This is a genomic window from Streptomyces sp. ISL-87 (genome assembly GCF_018614095.1).
Taxonomy (GTDB): Bacteria; Actinomycetota; Actinomycetes; order Streptomycetales; family Streptomycetaceae; genus Streptomyces.
Genome location: NZ_JAGGOY010000063.1, coordinates 136,661 through 154,908, shown reverse-complemented (window position 1 = coordinate 154,908; position 18,248 = coordinate 136,661). Strand labels below are relative to the sequence as shown.

Annotated in this window: 20 protein-coding genes and 1 pseudogene; 9 read left to right on the top strand and 12 right to left on the bottom strand. The window is 71.1% G+C overall.

Annotation, left to right across the window (positions count from 1 at the left end):
• Window positions 1-3 precede the first annotated feature (3 nt).
• Both J7I97_RS24140 and J7I97_RS24135 read right to left on the bottom strand, forming a co-directional pair.
• A complete protein-coding gene (locus tag J7I97_RS24140; protein WP_214938324.1) occupies window positions 4-411 on the bottom strand; it encodes a hypothetical protein in 408 nt (135 codons plus the stop codon).
• Between the two features lie 92 nt (window positions 412-503).
• Window positions 504-1,619, bottom strand: a complete 1,116-nt coding sequence (locus J7I97_RS24135; RefSeq protein WP_214938322.1) for an NADAR family protein — start codon at window positions 1,617-1,619, stop codon at window positions 504-506.
• A 66-nt stretch (window positions 1,620-1,685) separates the two neighbouring features.
• On the opposite strand from J7I97_RS24135, the gene J7I97_RS24130 reads away from it, so the two are divergent.
• A complete protein-coding gene (locus tag J7I97_RS24130; RefSeq protein WP_214938320.1) occupies window positions 1,686-2,174 on the top strand; it encodes a hypothetical protein in 489 nt (162 codons plus the stop codon).
• A gap of 173 nt (window positions 2,175-2,347) precedes the next feature.
• On the opposite strand, the gene argH is transcribed toward J7I97_RS24130, so the two are convergent.
• Window positions 2,348-3,778, bottom strand: coding sequence for an argininosuccinate lyase (gene argH, locus J7I97_RS24125; RefSeq protein WP_214938318.1), 1,431 nt, complete (start codon window positions 3,776-3,778; stop codon window positions 2,348-2,350).
• A gap of 91 nt (window positions 3,779-3,869) precedes the next feature.
• Window positions 3,870-5,063, bottom strand: coding sequence for an argininosuccinate synthase (locus J7I97_RS24120; protein WP_214938316.1), 1,194 nt, complete (start codon window positions 5,061-5,063; stop codon window positions 3,870-3,872).
• 105 nt (window positions 5,064-5,168) lie between these two features.
• On the opposite strand from J7I97_RS24120, the gene J7I97_RS24115 reads away from it, so the two are divergent.
• Genes J7I97_RS24115 through J7I97_RS24105 form a run of 3 tightly spaced genes read left to right on the top strand, consistent with a single transcriptional unit; the run spans window position 5,169 to window position 6,884 of the window.
• Window positions 5,169-5,591 (top strand): hypothetical protein, encoded by a 423-nt coding sequence (locus J7I97_RS24115; protein ID WP_214938314.1) that lies wholly within the window; start codon window positions 5,169-5,171, stop codon window positions 5,589-5,591.
• A 9-nt stretch (window positions 5,592-5,600) separates the two neighbouring features.
• Window positions 5,601-6,182 carry a pyridoxamine 5'-phosphate oxidase family protein gene (locus J7I97_RS24110; protein WP_214938312.1) on the top strand — a complete coding sequence of 194 codons (582 nt, stop codon included), beginning with the start codon at window positions 5,601-5,603 and terminating at the stop codon, window positions 6,180-6,182.
• Between the two features lie 6 nt (window positions 6,183-6,188).
• A complete protein-coding gene (locus J7I97_RS24105) occupies window positions 6,189-6,884 on the top strand; it encodes a L,D-transpeptidase (protein ID WP_374103718.1) in 696 nt (231 codons plus the stop codon).
• Window positions 6,885-7,011: 127 nt separating this feature from the next.
• On the opposite strand, the gene J7I97_RS24100 is transcribed toward J7I97_RS24105, so the two are convergent.
• From J7I97_RS24100 to argC, 5 genes are all read right to left on the bottom strand, one after another.
• Window positions 7,012-7,548: an arginine repressor gene (locus tag J7I97_RS24100; protein WP_214938308.1), complete on the bottom strand. Its 537-nt coding sequence runs from the start codon at window positions 7,546-7,548 to the stop codon at window positions 7,012-7,014.
• A gap of 7 nt (window positions 7,549-7,555) precedes the next feature.
• Window positions 7,556-8,800, bottom strand: coding sequence for an acetylornithine transaminase (locus J7I97_RS24095; RefSeq protein ID WP_214938306.1), 1,245 nt, complete (start codon window positions 8,798-8,800; stop codon window positions 7,556-7,558).
• Window positions 8,797-9,717, bottom strand: a complete 921-nt coding sequence (gene argB, locus J7I97_RS24090; protein WP_214938304.1) for an acetylglutamate kinase — start codon at window positions 9,715-9,717, stop codon at window positions 8,797-8,799. Before argB ends, J7I97_RS24095 begins: the two co-directional genes overlap by 4 nt.
• Entirely contained in the window at window positions 9,714-10,871 is a 1,158-nt protein-coding gene (argJ, locus tag J7I97_RS24085; protein ID WP_214938302.1) for a bifunctional glutamate N-acetyltransferase/amino-acid acetyltransferase ArgJ, read from the bottom strand. Before argJ ends, argB begins: the two co-directional genes overlap by 4 nt.
• A gap of 88 nt (window positions 10,872-10,959) precedes the next feature.
• Window positions 10,960-11,988, bottom strand: a complete 1,029-nt coding sequence (gene argC, locus J7I97_RS24080; RefSeq protein ID WP_214938300.1) for an N-acetyl-gamma-glutamyl-phosphate reductase — start codon at window positions 11,986-11,988, stop codon at window positions 10,960-10,962.
• 322 nt (window positions 11,989-12,310) lie between these two features.
• Between argC and J7I97_RS38830 the strand changes: the two genes are divergently transcribed.
• Window positions 12,311-12,532: a hypothetical protein gene (locus J7I97_RS38830; RefSeq protein ID WP_251059109.1), complete on the top strand. Its 222-nt coding sequence runs from the start codon at window positions 12,311-12,313 to the stop codon at window positions 12,530-12,532.
• A pseudogene (locus tag J7I97_RS24075) lies at window positions 12,490-13,111 on the top strand (SMI1/KNR4 family protein). Before J7I97_RS38830 ends, J7I97_RS24075 begins: the two are co-directional and overlap by 43 nt.
• A gap of 134 nt (window positions 13,112-13,245) precedes the next feature.
• Here J7I97_RS24075 and J7I97_RS24070 read toward each other — a convergent pair.
• The gene (locus J7I97_RS24070; protein WP_214938298.1) at window positions 13,246-13,833 is read right to left on the bottom strand and encodes a cysteine hydrolase family protein; all 588 of its coding nucleotides are present in this window, start codon (window positions 13,831-13,833) and stop codon (window positions 13,246-13,248) included.
• Window positions 13,834-13,907: 74 nt separating this feature from the next.
• On the opposite strand from J7I97_RS24070, the gene J7I97_RS24065 reads away from it, so the two are divergent.
• A complete protein-coding gene (locus tag J7I97_RS24065) occupies window positions 13,908-14,900 on the top strand; it encodes a helix-turn-helix domain-containing protein (protein ID WP_308369204.1) in 993 nt (330 codons plus the stop codon).
• Window positions 14,901-15,024: 124 nt separating this feature from the next.
• On the opposite strand, the gene J7I97_RS24060 is transcribed toward J7I97_RS24065, so the two are convergent.
• Together J7I97_RS24060 and J7I97_RS24055 are read right to left on the bottom strand one after the other, a co-directional pair.
• Window positions 15,025-15,600: a histidine phosphatase family protein gene (locus J7I97_RS24060; RefSeq protein WP_214938296.1), complete on the bottom strand. Its 576-nt coding sequence runs from the start codon at window positions 15,598-15,600 to the stop codon at window positions 15,025-15,027.
• 31 nt (window positions 15,601-15,631) lie between these two features.
• Window positions 15,632-17,065 (bottom strand): PLP-dependent aminotransferase family protein, encoded by a 1,434-nt coding sequence (locus J7I97_RS24055; protein WP_214938294.1) that lies wholly within the window; start codon window positions 17,063-17,065, stop codon window positions 15,632-15,634.
• Between J7I97_RS24055 and J7I97_RS24050 the strand changes: the two genes are divergently transcribed.
• Both J7I97_RS24050 and J7I97_RS24045 read left to right on the top strand, forming a co-directional pair.
• The gene (locus J7I97_RS24050; protein ID WP_214938292.1) at window positions 17,064-17,981 is read left to right on the top strand and encodes a DMT family transporter; all 918 of its coding nucleotides are present in this window, start codon (window positions 17,064-17,066) and stop codon (window positions 17,979-17,981) included. The genes J7I97_RS24055 and J7I97_RS24050 overlap by 2 nt on opposite strands.
• A 57-nt stretch (window positions 17,982-18,038) precedes the next feature.
• Entirely contained in the window at window positions 18,039-18,236 is a 198-nt protein-coding gene (locus J7I97_RS24045) for a DUF1918 domain-containing protein (protein WP_214938290.1), read from the top strand.
• The last annotated feature ends 12 nt before the right edge of the window (window positions 18,237-18,248 follow it).

The window sequence follows — 18,248 nt, the reverse complement described above, 5'->3', positions numbered from 1 at the left end:
CTGTCAAAGGCGCCCTGTGGAGCCTTCGCCTTCCCTGAGCAGCCATTCCCTGACCGAAGGAGCACGGTCCAAAAGTCGGCTGATCCGCATGCCTTCGTCTCGCGAAGTCACCCTCGGCAGCGGAGTGAAGTCGTCGGGAAGCACATCCAGCAGGCTCATCACATAGCCTCCCTCACTCAACATGATCAAAAGCTCGCACCGCAGCTGACGGGGGATGGCTGGGCGATGAGCCAAGCTGTTCCACAGGGCCGGCCATAGATAGTGGGTGCCATCGGGCGCCGCATTCGCCAGCACCCACGCTGGGTCCAGCCGTTGGTTGAGGCTGAGGTCATCCGCCCGCTCCTCCAGCCTGAGCAGCAAGGCCGTATCAATAACCTTCACCTCACGAGGTACCAACGGATTCGAGTTCATCGCCCCATGCTGCCCGACAGCTCCCTGTGCCGAAGAGCCGATTCCAGTGAGAGACATTCCGTGAGGAGTGCCAAGAATCGAGGCCCGATCCGCTACACAATTCCGGCGCGCTGCGCGTGCAGTTCGGAGCGGACGAGTTCGAGCAGACGGCCGGCCCAATTGCGGCCGCGGCCCGCGTTGTCGCCCCAGAAGGGAGAGTCGGCATCGTCGTAGATGAGGGTTGCGTCGTCGGTTGCGAGGAGGACCTCTGCCAGGTCTGGGTTCTGGGCGTACTTGGCACGCAGGAGCATGATCATGACGGCGCTGCGGGCGTGTTCCCAGCCCGCGCGTTGGGTGGCGTCGGCGGCCAGCTTGCGGGCGGCGTATGAGGTGTCCGCCGCTGCGATGGCGGCTTGTGCCGTGGAGTCGTCGACCGACAGGGCCCAATAGGCGTGGGCGACAGACGAGTAGGGGATCCCCTCGATGTTGATGGACGCAGGGTAGTCGCTGCGCAGAGCCACCTTGCCGGGGTCGTCGACACGCTGCCGCGGGTACGAGTGGTACAGATGGACGGCCGGCGCGTGCGGCGTCGCCGGTCCGTCCGCAGGAACTCGGGAGGGCCGTTCGGCGATCAGCCTGGCGCGCTCTTCGAAGTAGGTGACAGCCTCGTCGTACACCTCCTGGGAGACGGGCTCGTCGGACCATCCATCCGGCACCCCGCCCGGCCCGGCCACCAGCACTTGAAGCGGCCAGTCTTTACGGTCCATATCGCCGAGCGCGTAGCGCCGCTGGGTCTCAGGGATGGCCAGGTAAGCGGCGAGGGCGGCGGCTCGGTTCTCCTCGGTTCGGTCGGCGAGAAACACGTCGACCGCGGCCAGGCACCGGGCGGTCGAATCGGGGCGACCGTTCAGCTCGTCGATGGTGTCCCGCACCTCGGCGAGCAGCAGTTCTGGGGTGATCCACGTGCGCGGCTCGGCGAAGCTCCAAGAGGCCAGGCCGTGGGCCGATGCCTCGGCACCCTCCGGCAGGTCGGTGGCCACCCAGCCGGAACCTAGCTTCTGCTCGAACTCATCGATGGTGACCAGGCCCCAGCAGTCGATGAGCCCGTCGGCGTAGATGACCAGGTCCGTGAGGAAGAACGTCCCCCCGTTGCAAATGAAGGCGTGACGCCAGGTTCCGGGTATACGGACGCCGTCCGCCTTGCGGTATGTGATCCGGTTGCCGATCATCCCGTCATTGTGCCGGGTCCGGCCACGCGCCTTCCATCCCCCACCGACCGCGAGAATCGGTCAGACATGTCCCATGCCCGCATAAGCCCGCTCAACCCGTACGCCGCGCGGGCCCAGCGCCGACCTGCGGGATACACCACCCACCGGATGCGCCCGACGGGCTGGACGGACGGCAAGCCGCTGCGGGTCTGGCTGAACCACGGCCACGGCGCGGAACTGCTCGCGCTGGCGGACGCGTACGAACTCGTCTGGGCCACCACCTGGAAGGACGAGGCCAACGACTGGATAGGCCCGCACCTGGGACTCCCCCGCCTGCCGTTCATCGACTGGCCGCAGATGCACGGGCGGGCGCCGCGCGGCACCTTCTGGAAGACCCAGTACATCCTGGAGTACGCGGGGACCAGGCCCTTCGCGTGGATCGACGACGACATCACGACGATGGACCACGAGTACGTGGACCAGCACCACCTCGCCAACGCCCTGCTGCTGCGGATCGACGAGCGCATCGGCCTGACCAGGGTGGACTTCGACGCACTGGCGGACTGGGTGGCGTAGGACGGCGAGAACGGCGCGGCGCAGAACGGCGCGGCGCAGAACCGCGAGGCGCAGACCGGCGAGGCGCAGACCGGCGAGGCGCAGAACGACGAGGCGCAGAACGACGAGGCGCAGAACGACGAAGGGGGCGGCCGGAGCGGATGCCCCGGCCGCCCCCTTCACGGGCCGCGCGGTTACTGCTTGTGGATCGCCCAGGCGTGCTGGATGACCAGGTCGGCCTTCAGCTCGGTGAGCTGGGTCGCGACCGCCGACGGGGCGGTGCCGCCGCGGCCGTTGCGGGAGGCGAGGGCGCCGGGCACGTTGAGGACCGTGCGGACCTCCGGCGTCAGGTGCTCCGAGATCTTCGCGAACTGCTCGTCGGTCAGCTCGTCGAGCTCGATCCCGAGCACCTCGCAGACCTTGACGCACTCGCCGGCCACCTCGTGCGCCACCCGGAACGGCACACCCTGCTTGACCAGCCACTCCGCGATGTCGGTCGCGAGGGAGAAGCCCGCCGGAGCCAGCTCCTCCATCCGCTCCCGGTTGACGGTGAGGGTCGCCATCATGCCGGTGAAGGCCGGGAGCAGGACCTCAAGGGTGTCGCACGAGTCGAAGACCGGCTCCTTGTCCTCCTGGAGGTCGCGGTTGTACGCGAGCGGCAGGGCCTTGAGGGTGGCCAGCAGGCCGGTCAGGTTGCCGATGAGGCGGCCCGACTTGCCGCGCGCCAGTTCCGCGATGTCCGGGTTCTTCTTCTGCGGCATGATCGACGACCCGGTGGAGAAGGCGTCGTGCAGGGTGACGAAGGAGAACTCCTTCGTGTTCCAGATGATGATCTCCTCCGCGATCCGGGACAGGTTGATCCCGATCATCGCGGTGATGAAGGCGAACTCGGCGACGAAGTCACGGGAGGCCGTGCCGTCGATCGAGTTGCCGACCGAGCCCCGCTCGAAGCCGAGGTCGGCGGCGACCGCCTCCGGGTCCAGGCCCAGCGAGGAGCCGGCCAGGGCGCCCGAGCCGTACGGGGAGACCGCCGTACGGGTGTCCCACTGGCGCAGCCGCTCCGCGTCCCGCGACAGCGACTGCACGTGGGCCAGTACGTGGTGGGCGAAGAGCACCGGCTGCGCGTGCTGGAGGTGGGTCCGGCCCGGCATCGCCACGTCCGGGTGCGCCTCGGCGAGGCCGACCAGCGCGTCCTGGAGATCGGCGATGAGGCCGCCGACGATCCGGGCGTGGTCGCGCAGGTACATCCGGAAGAGGGTGGCCACCTGGTCGTTGCGGGACCGGCCGGCCCGGAGCTTGCCACCGAGGTCGGCGCCGAGCCGCTCCAGCAGGCCGCGCTCCAGGGCGGTGTGGACGTCCTCGTCGGCGATGGTGCCGGTGAAGGAGCCGTCGGCCACGTCGACTTCGAGCTGCTCCAGGCCGGCGATCATACGGTCGAGCTCGTCGGCCGTGAGCAGGCCCGCCTTGTGGAGCACACGGGCGTGGGCGCGGGAGCCGGCGATGTCGTACGGCGCCAGGCGCCAGTCGAAGTGGACCGACGCGGACAGCTTCGCGAGGGCCTCGGCGGGGCCGTCGGCGAACCGGCCGCCCCAGAGCCGGACGTCACCACCGTTGTTGCTGCTCACAGCTACTGCTCCTCAAGAGGGTGAATGTGCGACGGCCTCCCCGCCGCGGAGGTAACGGGGAGGCGGTCTCGGTACTGCGTTGCCTAACGACTCAGGCGAGGTCGCGGCGCGCGGCGATCTTCGAGGACAGGCCGAAGATCTCGATGAAGCCCTGGGCCTTGGACTGGTCGAAGGTGTCGCCCGAGTCGTAGGTCGCGAGGTTGAAGTCGTACAGCGACTCGTCCGACTTCCGGCCGGTGACGACGGCGCGGCCGCCGTGCAGGGTCATCCGGATGTCGCCGGTGACGTGCTGGTTGGCCTCGTTGATGAAGCCGTCCAGGGCGCGCTTGAGCGGGGAGAACCACAGGCCGTCGTAGACCATCTCGCCCCAGCGCTGCTCGACCTGCCGCTTGTAGCGGGCCAGCTCGCGCTCGACGGTGACGTTCTCCAGCTCCTGGTGGGCGGTGATCAGCGCGATCGCACCCGGGGCCTCGTACACCTCACGGGACTTGATGCCCACGAGACGGTCCTCGACCATGTCGATCCGGCCGATGCCCTGGGCGCCGGCGCGCTCGTTGAGCTGCTGGATGGCCTGGAGCACGGTGACGGGCTTGCCGTCGATGGCGACCGGGACGCCCTCCTTGAAGGAGATGACGACCTCGTCGGCCTCGCGCGGGGTGGCCGGGTTCGAGGTGTACTCGTAGATGTCCTCGATCGGCGAGTTCCAGATGTCCTCCAGGAAGCCCGTCTCGACGGCGCGCCCGAAGACGTTCTGGTCGATGGAGTACGGGGACTTCTTGGTGGTCGCGATCGGGAGGTTCTTCTCCTCGCAGAAGGCGATCGCCTTGTCGCGGGTCATCGCGTAGTCGCGGACCGGGGCGATGCACTTGAGGTCGGGGCCGAGGGCGGCGATGCCGGCCTCGAAGCGGACCTGGTCGTTGCCCTTGCCGGTGCAGCCGTGGGCGACGATCGTCGCGTTGTGCTTGTTCGCGGCGGCGACGAGGTGCTTGACGATGGTCGGCCGGGAGAGGGCCGAGACCAGCGGGTACCGGTCCATGTAGAGGGCGTTCGCCTTGATCGCCGGGAGGCAGTACTCATTGGCGAATTCGTCCTTGGCGTCCGCGACCTCGGCCTCGACGGCACCGCAGGCGAGCGCGCGCTTGCGGATGACGTCCAGGTCCTCGCCGCCCTGGCCGACGTCCACGGCAACGGCGATGACCTCGGCGCCCGTCTCCTCGGCGATCCAGCCGATGGCGACGGAGGTGTCCAGGCCGCCCGAGTAGGCGAGTACGACGCGCTCGGTCACGGGTTTCTCCTTACGGTGCATTCAACGACAGGCATAACTATGCACTACTCCGTATGTTTCGTCAATCGAGCCCGCCGCCGCCCCGCTGACCAGCCCGTATATCGAGTGCGTGGCCAGCGGGGCGCCGAGGCCCGTCCGGTCCTGGCCGCCGCCCTGGCCGGGCTGCTGCTCCATCTGCTGGACGACCCGTCGGCGTCGGTGGCCCGCGAGGCCTCCCTCTGCCTGCGCCCGGTGGCCCGGCGGCTGGACTCCGGATGGCTGGCGGCCCGCATCGCCCCGGACCGGCCCGCGCACACCCGCCGGGCGGCCTTCCACCTTCTGCGCGAGCAGGGCGGGATCGCCGAGCTACGGGCCTGTGTGGCTCTGGCGGCGGATCCCGACCCGAACCTGCGCGAGCTGGCGACGGCCGAGCTGCGCGCTTGGAACTGGCAGCTCACCCTGACCGCGGGGAAGACCGACCTGCGCCACGGGCGGCTGGGTTTCGCGGACTTGAATTCCCCGCCCTGGCCCGGCCGTTCCGGCGAATAAAATCCGGTCATGGGAAAACTCTACGAACGCATAGACGGCCGGCTCCGCACCTTCATCGAGGAGCAGCCGGTCTTCTTCACCGCGACCGCCCCGCTCGCCGGTGACGGCCACATCAACCTGTCCCCCAAGGGCCGCGCGGGGACCCTCGTCGTCATCGACGAGCGGACCCTCGCGTACCTCGACTTCGGCGGCAGCGGCGCCGAGACCATCGCCCACGTTCGCGAGAACGGCCGGATCACCCTCATGTGGTGCGCGTTCAGCGGCCCGCCGAACATCGTGCGCATCCACGGCGAGGGCGAGGCGGTCTTCCGCGACGACCCCCGCTGGGGTGAGCTGATCGGCCTGTTCGGGGAGGCCGACGGGCCCTCCGCGCGGGCCGTCATCCTGGTCGACGCCCGCCGGATCGCCGATGTGTGCGGGTACGCCGTCCCCTTCATGGAGTACCAGGGCGAGCGCACCCTCCACGCCGAGTACTTCGGGCGCAAGACGGACGAGGAGTTCGCGGAGTACTGCGAGAAGAAGGACTTCATCGAAACGAGCCTCGACGGCCTGCCTGCACTGCCGCTGCCCCTTCCGCCCCGTACCGTCTGACATGTGCTGCGTACCGCCCTTGTCACCGGCTCACTGATCGTCACCACCCTGCTCCCCCAAGGGCATGACCTGCATGACCCGCTGCCCGCCCGCCTCGCCGACACCGGCGGCGGCAGTCAGCTGATCACCGCCGTCGCGCCCGCGCGCGGCTCCACGACCGGGCGGCTGACCTGGTGGGACCGGCGCGCGGGGCGCTGGTTTGAGGCGGGCAGCGCCGAGGCCCGGTTCGGCGCGAACGGCCTGACCGAGGGCGCGACCCGCACTCAGGGCACGAACACCACTCCGACGGGCCTGTACGAGCTCCCGTACGCCTTCGGGATCCGCTCGGCCCCGGCCGGGACGGAGTACCGCTACCGGCGGGTGACGGACCGTTCGTGGTGGTGCCAGGACAACGCGTCGGCCAGCTACAACCGCTGGGTGGAGCCGCTGCCGGCGGACTGCGCGCCGGGTGAGGCCGAGCACCTGGTGACGTACGAGAAGCAGTACGCGCACGCGCTGCTCATCGGCTTCAACTACGAGCGCCCCGTACACCGCCGCGGCGCGGGCATCTTCCTGCACGTCAACGGCAAGGGCGCGACGGCCGGCTGCGTGTCCGTCCCGGAACGGGCCATGCGCGCGATCCTGCGCTGGGCCAGCCCGCGCCGCGCGCCGCACATCGCGATCGGCACGACGGACGGGCCGCTGGACGTCACCCGGTACTAGCGGCGTCCCCGGTCGCGGCGCGCCAGCGCCGAGGCGGTCAGCACGGCCGCCGCCCACTCGGCCGGGCCGTGCGCCGTGGCCGCCGCCGCGTACGAGTTTCGGCGGCCGCGGACTACGGCCGGGCCGCTCAGCTCTCCTTCTGCGCCAGCCGCAGCAGGTGGTCGGCCAGGGCCTGGCCGCCCGCCGGGTCCCGGCTGATCAGCATCAGGGTGTCGTCGCCCGCGATGGTGCCGAGGATCTCGCGGAGTTCGGCCTGGTCGATCGCCGAGGCGAGGAACTGGGCCGCACCCGGCGGGGTGCGCAGGACCACGAGGTTCGCGGAGGCCTCCGCCGAGATCAGCAGCTCGCCGGAGAGGCGCCGCATGCGCTCCTCCTTCGCCGACTCACCCAGCGGAGCCTGCGGGGTGCGGAAGCCGCCCTCGCTCGGGACCGCGTAGATCAGCTCGCCGCCCGTATTGCGGATCTTCACCGCGCCCAGCTCGTCGAGGTCGCGGGAGAGCGTCGCCTGGGTGACGCTCAGCCCGTCGTCGGCGAGCAGCTTCGCCAGCTGGCTCTGGGAGCGGACCGGCTGCCGGTTGAGGATGTCCACGATCCGGCGGTGGCGGGCGGTGCGGGTCTGCGGTACGGACTGGCCGTTCTGCTCGTGTTCCTGCGCCTGACTCATCGTCGTCTCATTCCCCGGTGTGTCCGTCCCCGTTGGCCGCGTGCTCGGCAGCCCGCTTGGCTGCGTCGAGGATGCCGGGCAGTGCCTGGACGAACGCGTCCGCCTCGGCCTCGGTGAGCACGTACGGGGGCATGAGCCGTACGACGTCGGGGGCGGGCGCGTTGACCAGGAAGCCGGCGTCCTGAGCCGCCTGCTGCACCTGGGGTGCGAGCGGCTCGGTCAGCACGATACCCAGCAGAAGGCCCGCACCACGGACATGGGAGACCAGCCCGTGCGCGGAGTTCTCGATTCCGGACCGCAGCCGCTCGCCCCGCGCCTTGACCTGGTCGAGCAGGCCGTCGGCGGCGATGGTGTCGATGACGGCGAGGCCGGCGGCGCAGGCGACCGGGTTCCCACCGAAGGTGGTGCCGTGCTGCCCGGGCTGGAGCAGGTCCGCGGCCGGCCCGAAGGCGGCGACGGCTCCGATCGGCAGACCGCCGCCCAGACCCTTCGCGAGTGTGACGAGGTCGGGCTCGACACCCTCGTGGGCCTGGTGCTCGAACCACTGGCCGCAACGCCCGACGCCGGTCTGCACCTCGTCGAGGACGAGCAGGGTTCCGGTGGCCCGGGTGATCTCGCGGGCGGCCGTCAGGTACCCGGCCGGCGGGACGACGACGCCGTTTTCGCCCTGGATCGGTTCGATGATGACGAACGCGGTCTCCTCGGTGACAGCGGCCCGCAGGGCCTCCACATCGCCGTACGGGACGTGCGTGACATCGCCGGGCAGGGGCAGGAAGGGGCCCTGCTTCTTGGGCTGGCCGGTGAGCGCGAGGGCGCCCATGGTCCGGCCGTGGAAGCCGCCGCCGGTGGCCACCATGTGCGTACGCCCGGTCAGCCGGCCGATCTTGAAGGCGGCCTCGACGGCCTCCGCACCGGAATTGCAGAAGAAAACCTTGCCGGGGCGGCCGAAGAGCTGGAGCAGCCGCTCGCCGAGGGCGAGGACCGGCCCGGACGCGTAGAGGTTGGAGACGTGGCCGAGGGTGGAGATCTGCCCGGACACCGCGGAGACGACCGCCGGGTGCGCGTGGCCGAGGGCGTTGACCGCGATACCGCCGACGAAGTCGGTGTACTGCTTGCCGTCCGCGTCCCAGACCTGCGCGCCCTCGCCTCGTACGAGTGCCAGCGCGGGGGTGCCGTAGTTGTTGGTCAGCGCACCCTGCCAGCGGGCCGCGTACGCCTCGTTTCCGGCGCCTGCGGTGTTGCTCCCGGTCACTTCGCTCCCCCTTGCTGCTCGTCGGGCACGACCATCGTGCCGATTCCCTCGTCGGTGAAGATCTCCAGCAGGATCGAGTGCTGGACCCGCCCGTCGATCACCCTGGCGGTGCTCACGCCGCCGCGGACGGCGTGCAGGCACCCCTCCATCTTGGGCACCATGCCGCTGGACAGCTCGGGCAGCAGCTTCTCCAGCTCGCTCACGGTGAGCCGGCTGATGACCTCGTCGCTGTTGGGCCAGTCCGCGTAGAGGCCCTCGACGTCGGTGAGGACCATCAGCGTCTCGGCGCCGAGGGCGGCGGCGAGGGCCGCGGCCGCCGTGTCGGCGTTCACGTTGTAGACGTGATGGTCGTCGGCGCTGCGCGCGATGGAGGAGATGACCGGGATCCGGCCGTCCGCCAGCAGCGCCTCGATCGCGCCGGTGTCGATGGCGGTGATCTCGCCGACCCGGCCGATGTCGACGAGCTCGCCCTCGATCTGCGGGGTGTGCTTGGTGGCGGTGATCGTGTGGGCGTCCTCACCGGTCATGCCGACCGCGAGGGGCCCGTGCTGGTTGAGCAGCCCGACCAGCTCGCGCTGGACCTGGCCCGCCAGGACCATCCGGACCACGTCCATGGCCTCCGGGGTGGTGACCCGCAGGCCGGCCTTGAACTCGCTGACCAGGCCCTGCTTGTCGAGCTGGGCGTTGATCTGCGGGCCGCCGCCGTGCACCACGACCGGCTTGAGGCCGGCCTGGCGCAGGAAGACCACGTCCTGGGCGAAGGCGGCCTTCAGATCCTCGTCGATCATGGCGTTGCCGCCGAACTTGATGACGACGACCTTGCCGTTGTGGCGGGTGAGCCAGGGCAGCGCCTCGATGAGGATCTGTGCCTTGGGCAGCGCGGTGTGCTTCCGTGTCTTGCCGTCGGCCCTGCTCATGAGGAGTACGCGCTGTTCTCGTGGACGTACTCGGCGGTCAGGTCGTTGGCCCAGATGACCGCGGACTCGGAGCCGGTGGACAGGTCGGCGGTGATGCGGACCTCGCGGTCCTTCATGCTGACCAGGTCGCGGTCCTCGCCGACCGAACCGTTCTTGCAGACCCAGACGCCGTTGATGGCGACGTTGAGGCGGTCCGGGTCGAAGGATGCCTTGGTGGTGCCGATGGCGGAGAGCACCCGGCCCCAGTTCGGGTCCTCGCCGTGGATGGCGCACTTGAGCAGGTTGTTCCGGGCGATGGACCGGCCCACCTCGACCGCGTCGTCCTCGCTGGCCGCGCCGATGACCTCGATGCGGATGTCCTTGCTGGCGCCCTCGGCGTCACCGATCAGCTGGCGGGCCAGGTCGTCGCAGACCGTGCGTACGGCCTGCGCGAACTCCTCGTACGCCGGCACCTGGCCGGACGCGCCCGAGGCGAGCAGCAGCACCGTGTCGTTGGTGGACATGCAGCCGTCGGAGTCGACCCGGTCGAAGGTGGTACGGGTGGCGGCGCGCAGCGCCTCGTCGAGGGTGGCGCTGTCCAGGTCGGCGTCGGTGGTGAGGACGACGAGCATGGTGGCCAGGCCCGGGGCGAGCATGCCCGCGCCCTTGGCCATGCCGCCGACGGTCCAGCCTGCCTGCGAGACGGTGGCCGTCTTGTGCACGGTGTCGGTGGTCTTGATGGCGATGGCGGCCGCCTCGCCGCCGTCCTCGGTGAGTGCCTCGACGGCGGTCTCGATGCCGGGGAGCAGCTTGTCCATGGGGAGCAGGACGCCGATCAGCCCGGTGGAGGCCACGGCGACCTCGCCGGCGTTGTGCTCGCCGCCCAGGGCCTCGGCCACCTTCTCGGCGGTGGCGTGGGTGTCCTGGAAGCCCTTGGGGCCGGTGCAGGCGTTGGCGCCGCCAGAATTGAGGACCACCGCGCTGACGGAGCCGCCGCGCAGGACCTGCTCCGACCAGTGGACGGGCGCGGCCTTGACGCGGTTGGAGGTGAAGACGCCCGCGGCGGCCAGACGCGGCCCGTTGTTGACCACGAGGGCCAGGTCGGGGTTGCCGTTCGCCTTGATTCCGGCGGCGATGCCCGCCGCCGTGAATCCCTGTGCTGCCGTGACGCTCACTGCATCTCCTCGTTCGCTTCTCCGCCCGCGCAGCGCGCCGGTGCGGCCATCGTCGTCGTCCTCAGCCCGGTGGCTGCGCGTGCGTCGCTCACGGCGCGACTCCGATCGTGGAAAGACCCAGCCACTCGGGGAGCCCGAGGGCGATGTTCATGCTCTGCACCGCGCCGCCGGCGGTGCCCTTGGTCAGGTTGTCGATGGCGCTGATCGCGATGATCCGCTGGGCGGATCCGTCGTAGGCGACCTGGATCTGAACGGCGTTGGAACCGTAGACGGACGAGGTTGCCGGCCACTGGCCCTCGGGGAGCAGGTGGACGAAGGGCTCGTCGGCGTACGCCTTCTCGTACGCGGCGCGGACCGACTCCGCGGTGGTGCCCGGCAGGGCCTTCGCGGAGCAGGTGGCGAGGATGCCGCGGGGCATGGGCGCGAGGGTCGGCGTGAAGGAGACGGAGACCTTGGTGCCCGCGACGGGGCTCAGGTTCTGCACCATCTCGGGGGTGTGGCGGTGCCCGCCGCCGACGCCGTACGGGCTCATGGAGCCCATGACCTCGGAGCCGAGCAGGTGCGGCTTGAGGGCCTTGCCCGCGCCGGAGGTGCCGGTGGCGGCGACGATCACGGCCTCCGGCTCGGCCAGCTGCGCCGCGTACGCGGGGAAGAGCGCGAGCGAGACGGCGGTCGGGTAGCAGCCGGGAACGGCGATCCGCTTCGACCCCGCCAGCGCGGCACGGCAGCCCGGCAGCTCGGGGAGACCGTAGGGCCAGGTCCCGGCGTGCGGGGCGCCGTAGAACTCGTCCCAGTCGGCCGAGTCCTTCAGCCGGTGGTCGGCGCCCATGTCGACGACGAGGACGTCCTCGCCGAGCTGTGCGGCGACGGCCGCGGACTGGCCGTGCGGCAGCGCGAGGAACACGACGTCGTGACCGGCGAGGACCTCGGGCGAGGTCGCCTCCAGAGTCCGGCCGGCGAGCGGCACGAGGTGCGGCTGAAGGGAGCCGAGGAGCTGTCCGGCGTTGGAGTGTCCGGTCAGCGCGCCGATCTCCACCTCGGGGTGCGAGAGCAGCAGGCGCAGCACCTCCCCGCCCGCGTACCCGCTCGCTCCGGCCACCGCTACACGTACCACCATCGGACCCTCCTCTTCGATGGCATGACTATACGCAGCTCTGCACGTTTATGCAAAGCTGCCCGCCTGCTCTTCGTCAGGTCGATGAGACTTAGCGTTCTTGTTGGCCCTTTAGCGGTCTACTTGGCCCGCCTGAGCGTTCTAGATGACCCGTAGCGCGACAGACACACCTGACCTGCGTTGATGCGTGCGCGGAGTTGGGGGGACCCGCTCAAACGCAGGGCAGTGGCCTGCGACGATGCCTGGGTTGGACGGTGGGCGCGCACGTTAGCAAGAGCGCGATCGAAGCCGGCCCCTACGGGCTGACGAAAGAAGCGGGTATGGCATGGAAACGCTGGTGGAGGGGGCCGTCGCGGAGGCACTGCGCGAGGGCGGCGGCGAGGTGATCCGTCTGTACGTCGCGGCGTGCGCCGAGCGCATGGCGCCGCTGTTCATGGGCCTGCGGGCGGGGGTGGCCGGACGGGAGGCCGACCTGGACTTCTGCGCGCGGTCCGTACGCGACCTCTGGCATACCGGCCCCCGCTGGCCGACGCTGCTGAGCGCGTAAGCGCGCTTGCCGAGCTCGAAGCTCAAATGGGTGTGCGGTTGCCGGAGGACTACCGGAACTTCCTCACCTGTGTGGGCGCCGGCCGGGCGGGTCCCGCATACGGTCTCTTCCCCGTGCGTCGCGTGCAAGGCCGCTGGCGCTGGGAAGGGGGCGGTGCCGACTTGGCCGACCTGTCCATGCTCGCCCGGCCCTTTTCCCGACCACGGCCCGGACCCCGAATCCCTCGACGCGCTCCGCGCCGAACGCCCTGAAGAAGAGGACTTCGACGAGATCGAGGAGTTTGACGACGCCATCGAAGCATGGGACGAACGCTGGGAAGCCCTGATGTTCGCCCCCGAGCGCACCGCCGGCGCCATCGTGATCTCCCACCTCGGCTGCGCCCAGAGGGAATGGCTGATCATCAGCGGCACCCACCGCGGCACAATCTGGTCCGACTGCCGAGCCGACGACGCCGACCTCGTCCCACTCCTCGCTCACGACGGGAAGCCGGTCACCTTCGCCCGCTGGTACATCACCTGGCTGGAAGAGGCAGAACTCACCGCGCATCAGCCACTCACGAGAACCTCCTCCGAGAATTAGCGCTCTACTTGTCCGTACAGGCCATGTAGCGCGCCAAGTCACACGGGCTGTGACTGAGTCTTTGACCTGGCCTGTGGGCGGTCGAGTTGGCCCGGGTGAGCGCCGGAGTTGGCCCGCACCCCTGATCTGGGGTGTCAGGGGCGGGCGGCGGCCACCAGCTCGCTGGTCGTCACCACCCGGGCGAAGCCCCCTCCGTGCAGTGAGACGGCACTCGCCCGGGCCAGCTCGTCGGCCGTCAGGCGCCAGCCGTTCGGGCCGGTCAGGTCGAAGGTGTGGGTGGCGTCGAGGGCGACCAACACGTCGTAGCCGAGGTTGCCGCCCATGCGGGCGGTGGTCTCCACGCACATGTTGGTCTGGATACCGGCCAGTACGGCCTGGGTGATACCCGCCGCCTTGAACCAGTCGTCAAGATCGGGGGCGCCGTAGAACGCCGAGTTCACGGACTTGGTGACGAGCAGCTCCGGCCCGCCGCCCTTGCCGCGCCGCTCCTCGACGTATGCCTTGAAGTCGTTGCCCTCGCACCCGGTCCGCAGCGGCGAGCCGGGCTCCTTGGAGTCGTGCCGCACGAAGACGACCGGCCGGTCCGTGTCCTGCCAGGCCGCGATCAGGGAAGCGATGTTCTCGTCGGCGGCCGGGTTGTTGCGCGGGCCCCAGAACTCCGACTCGTCGAAGCCCTTCTGCACGTCCACCACTACCAGCGCCGCGTTCTGTGTGATCTCCATGCCCACGATTCTGCCGCCGGGCCGGGCCGGTTCACAGGAGGCAGAAAGACAGCGATCGATGGTTTACTGCCACGGTGACGCAACCGGCCCCCGCCCACCGCATCGCCCTGCTCGCCTTCCCCGGCATCCGGGCCTTCGACGTCTCGGTGATCACCGAGGTGTGGGGCGCGGACCGCACCGACCGCGGGGTGCCCACGTTCGAGCTGCGCCGGGTGGCCGTCGGCCCCGAGCCGGTACCGATGCGCGGCGGGCTCGCGCTCACACCGGACCGCACCCTCGCCTGGCTACCCCGCGCCGAGCTGATCCTGGTACCGGGCCTGGACGACCATGTCACCCCGGCACCCGAGCCGGTCCTCGCGGCACTGCGCCGCGCCCACGTCCAGGGCACCACCATCGCCGCGCTGTGCGGCGGAGCGTTCACGCTCGCCCAGGCGGGCCTGCTGGACGGCCGCCGGGCGCTGACCCACTGGGCACTGGCCGATCTGCTGCGGGCCCGGCACCCACAGGTGCGGGTCGAGCCGGACGTCCTGTTCCTCGAGGACAGCAATCTGTGGACATCCGCCGGCACCGCTGCCGGCATCGACCTGTGTCTGCACCTGGTGCGCGCCATGCACGGCGCGGAGGCGGCCGCGACGGTCGCCCGATCCATGGTCACCGCACCGTTCCGGACCGGCACCCAGGCCCAGTTCATCGAACATCCGACCCCGCACACCGACCGCGACGCGGACGCACTGGCCGAGGTACGCACCTTTGCCCTGGCGCATCTCGACGAGCCGCTCACCGTGTCCGCACTCGCCGCCCGTGCCGGGATGTCGCCGCGCTCCTTCGCCCGGCACTTCGCGGCGGCCACCGGAGCCACCCCGCTGCGCTGGCTTCTGGACCACCGCATCGCGACGGCCCAGAAACTTCTCGAACGCACCGACCTGCCCATGCCCGAGGTCGCCCGCCGGTCCGGTTTCGGCAGCGAGGTCACCATGCGCCAGCACTTCACATCCCGCCTGGCGATCAGCCCACGCGCCTACCGCACCTCGTTCGCCGAACAACCACCCTCTGGACAGGGGCGTTGATTGCGGGCCAACCACGACGCTCACCCGGGCCAACTCAAGCGCTCGCGGCCAACTCAAGGACGCAGTCTCATCGATGATGCGACGGCGCCGATCCGGCCTGCTCACACGGACGCGCGTACGCGGGTCACACCGGGGCCTGGAGGGAGAGGTGCCAGCGCCCCGACCAGCCCGTCAGGGTCACGGTCGAGAGTGGGCGTACGTCCACGTTCCAGTACGTCAGCGGCGGCGCCTTCAGCGCGTAGACCAGGGCCGCCCGGACCACCGAAGGCTCCGCCACCGCCACGATGGCTCCCCCGTCGTCGGCGGGGCGGGTGTCCAGCCAGCCGCCGATCCGGGAGATGAAGGCGAGCAGGGACTCCCCGCCGTGCGGGGCGCAGAGGGGGTCGGTGAGCCAGAGGTCCACCGCCCCGGGTTCGCGCGCGGTCACCTCGCCCAGGGTCAGCCCGCGCCAGCGGCCCATGTCGCAGTCGCGCAGCGCGGGCTGGGCGAGCGGGGCGTACCCGAGGGCCTCCCCGGTGGCCCGGCTGCGCGGGCTGGGCGAGCAGTAGCGGAGCTCGGCGGCGCCCAGCGGTACGAGTCCCCGCGCGGCGGACTCCACGGCGCGCCAGCCTGCCCCGTCCAGCGGACGGTCGTCGTCGAAGCGCTCGGCGAGCAGCGAGGAACCACGGGCAGCGGCGACGAGCGAAACCCGAACATGCATGCGGTGATGGTGAGCCGCGTGCCGCATGGGGTCAAGCGCCTGGACCGAGCCCGTTGCGCAGCCGGTGGACGGCCTCGGCCAGCTCCCCCGCGCCCGAAACTCCCGCGAAGCTGAGCCGTACGTAGGGACTCGGCGGCTCGGCACAGAAGTACGGCCGCCCGGGTGCGACCGCGACCCCGGCGCGCAGGGCCGCCGCCGTGAAGGCCGTATCGTCGCCGCCCTCGCCGAGCCGGGCCCACAACTGGTACCCGCCGGAGGGCAGGTGAGGGACGGTCAGGCCGGGCAGCTCCCGTCGCAGCGCGCCGGCGAGCACGTCCCGCCGGTGGCGCAGCTCGGCGGCGACGGCCCGCAGGTGGCGCGGCCAGGCCGGCGCGCCGACCAGTTCGAGGGCGGCCTCCTGGAGCGTCCGGGGGACGAAGAAGCTGTCCACCACCTGAATGGCGCGCAGCCGCTCCAGCACCGGTCCGCGGGCGGCCAGCGCTCCCACCCGCAGGCTGGGCGAGGTGACCTTGGTCAGCGATCTGACGTGCACCACCACCCCGTCGGCGTCGTCGGCGGCGAGCGGGGCGGGCAGCGGGCCGGCGTCCTCGTGGGCGAGGGCCCGGGCGTAGTCGTCCTCGACCACGAAGGCCCCGGCGGCCCGCGCGATCCGCAGCACCTCGCCCCGCCGCTCGGCCGACAGCACCGCACCGGTCGGGTTCTGGAACAGCGGCTGGCAGACGAAGACCCGTGCGCCGGTGGCTTCGAAGGCGGCGGCCAGCAGCTCCGGCCGGACCCCGTCGCCGTCCACCGGGACGGGCACGGGCCTGCAGCCGGAGGCGCGGGCGATGGCCAGCAGCCCCGGGTAGGTCGGGGACTCCACGAGGATCGGCGCCCCGGGCGGGGCCAGCGCCCGCAGAGCGGTGGTCAGCGCGCTCTGCCCGCCCGCGGTGACCAGTACGTCGGCGGCGGCCACGGCCCCGCCGATCTCCCGGGCGAACCAGTCGCGCAGCTCGTGCAGACCCTCCACGGGCGGCCGCCCCCAGGCCCCGGGGCGCCGCCCGGCGCGGGCCAGGGCGGCGGCCATGGCGCGCTCGGGCTGGAGCGAGGGGTGCAGGTACCCGCTGTGGAGCTCGATCACCCCGGGCGGCGGCGCGGCCAGCGTGATCAGCACCCCGGCGGCGTCCACGGAACGCGGAACCACCTCCCCGGCCCCCTCCGCGCTGAGCGCGACCTCCTGCCAGGAGGTGTCCCCGGGGGCCCCGGTCTCGGTACGCGGCCGGGCCCGGTACACCCCGGCGCCCGGCCGGGTGACCACGAGCCCCTCGGCGGCGAGCTGGGCGAGGGCCCGGGAGACGGTGACCGGGCTGACCCGGTAGCGCTCCACGAGAGCCCGGCTCGATGGCAGCTTTCCACCCACTGAGTAGCGGTTCAACTCTGATCGCAGGGATTCTGCCAGCTCAGCCACACTGCTACGCTCGTACATGACAGCACAGAATAGCGCTACTCGCCTGACCTCGATAGCGGTTCCGGGTATCCCGAGTACCGGAACGCGTACCGGAACCGCCCTCGCCGCGCTCGGCGTCATCGCCTTCTCGCTGACCTTCCCCGCCACCGCCTGGGGCCTGGAAAGCTTCGGCACCTGGTCCCTGGTCTCCCTGCGCAGCGTGCTCGCCGCCCTGATCGCGGGCGGATTCCTGCTGGCCGGGCGGGTCCCGCTGCCCGCCCGCGCGCACTGGGCGGGGCTCGCCGTCGTGGCCGGCGGGGTGGTCGTGGGCTTCCCGCTGCTCACCACGCTGGCGCTGCGGACCTCCACCACCTCGCACGCCGCCGTGGTGGTCGGCCTGCTCCCGCTGACCACGGCCGTGGTGTCCTCACTGCGCACCGGGGCCCGGCCCTCGCGCGGGTTCTGGGGCGCGGCCGTCGCCGGAGCCGCGATCGTCCTCGGCTTCACGCTCACCCAGAGCGGCGGCGCCCTCTCGGCCGGCGACGGCTTCCTCTTCGCCGCCCTGCTGGTGTGCGCGGCGGGCTACACCGAGGGCGGACGCCTCGCCCGCCACCTGCCCGGCTGGCAGGTGATCGGCTGGGCCCTGGTGCTGTGCCTGCCACTCAGCCTGGCCGGCTCCGCGCTCGGGCTCGCGTACGAGCCGGTGCACCTGACCGTCCACGGGCTGGCCGGCCTGGTCTGGGCGGCGGCCGGCTCCACCTTCCTCGGCCTGTACGTCTGGTACCGCGGCATGGCCGAGATCGGCCCGGCCCGCGCCAGCCAGCTCCAGCTCGCCCAGCCGCTGCTGACCCTCGTCTGGTCGGTCGGCCTGCTGGGCGAGCGGCTGACGCCCGCCGCGCCGGCCGCCGCCTGCGCGGTGCTGATCTGCATCGCCGTGACCCAACGGGTCAAATAGCAGGGAAACGACCTAAACTGCTAGCACCGGATCGGACCGCCACCGAGGAGGTCAGCTATGCGCGCGACCGAGGGCGACCAGTTGGTGCAGCACGGCAGGATCGTGGGCCAGCACGACAAGGTCGGCGAGATCACCCAGGTCCTGGGAGAGAACGGAACCCCTCCCTACCGAGTCCGCTTCGCCGACGGGCACGAGGCCGTCATGTCCCCGGGCCCCGACTGCGTCGTGAAGCACCCCACGGAACCCACCCACTGAATCAGCGCGGGA

Bases quoted from the DNA above. Each gene is read 5' to 3' on its own strand.
- J7I97_RS24140 (WP_214938324.1), bottom strand. From the start codon at position 411: ATGAACTCGAATCCGTTGGTACCTCGTGAGGTGAAGGTTATTGATACG.
- J7I97_RS24135 (WP_214938322.1), bottom strand. From the start codon at position 1,619: ATGATCGGCAACCGGATCACATACCGCAAGGCGGACGGCGTCCGTATA.
- J7I97_RS24130 (WP_214938320.1), top strand. From the start codon at position 1,686: ATGTCCCATGCCCGCATAAGCCCGCTCAACCCGTACGCCGCGCGGGCC.
- J7I97_RS24110 (WP_214938312.1), top strand. From the start codon at position 5,601: ATGGGAAAACTCTACGAACGCATAGACGGCCGGCTCCGCACCTTCATC.
- J7I97_RS24100 (WP_214938308.1), bottom strand. From the start codon at position 7,548: ATGAGTCAGGCGCAGGAACACGAGCAGAACGGCCAGTCCGTACCGCAG.
- argB (WP_214938304.1), bottom strand. From the start codon at position 9,717: ATGAGCAGGGCCGACGGCAAGACACGGAAGCACACCGCGCTGCCCAAG.
- argC (WP_214938300.1), bottom strand. From the start codon at position 11,988: ATGGTGGTACGTGTAGCGGTGGCCGGAGCGAGCGGGTACGCGGGCGGG.
- J7I97_RS38830 (WP_251059109.1), top strand. From the start codon at position 12,311: ATGGAAACGCTGGTGGAGGGGGCCGTCGCGGAGGCACTGCGCGAGGGC.
- J7I97_RS24070 (WP_214938298.1), bottom strand. From the start codon at position 13,833: ATGGAGATCACACAGAACGCGGCGCTGGTAGTGGTGGACGTGCAGAAG.
- J7I97_RS24060 (WP_214938296.1), bottom strand. From the start codon at position 15,600: ATGCATGTTCGGGTTTCGCTCGTCGCCGCTGCCCGTGGTTCCTCGCTG.
- J7I97_RS24050 (WP_214938292.1), top strand. From the start codon at position 17,064: ATGACAGCACAGAATAGCGCTACTCGCCTGACCTCGATAGCGGTTCCG.
- J7I97_RS24055 (WP_214938294.1), bottom strand. From the start codon at position 17,065: ATGTACGAGCGTAGCAGTGTGGCTGAGCTGGCAGAATCCCTGCGATCA.
- J7I97_RS24045 (WP_214938290.1), top strand. From the start codon at position 18,039: ATGCGCGCGACCGAGGGCGACCAGTTGGTGCAGCACGGCAGGATCGTG.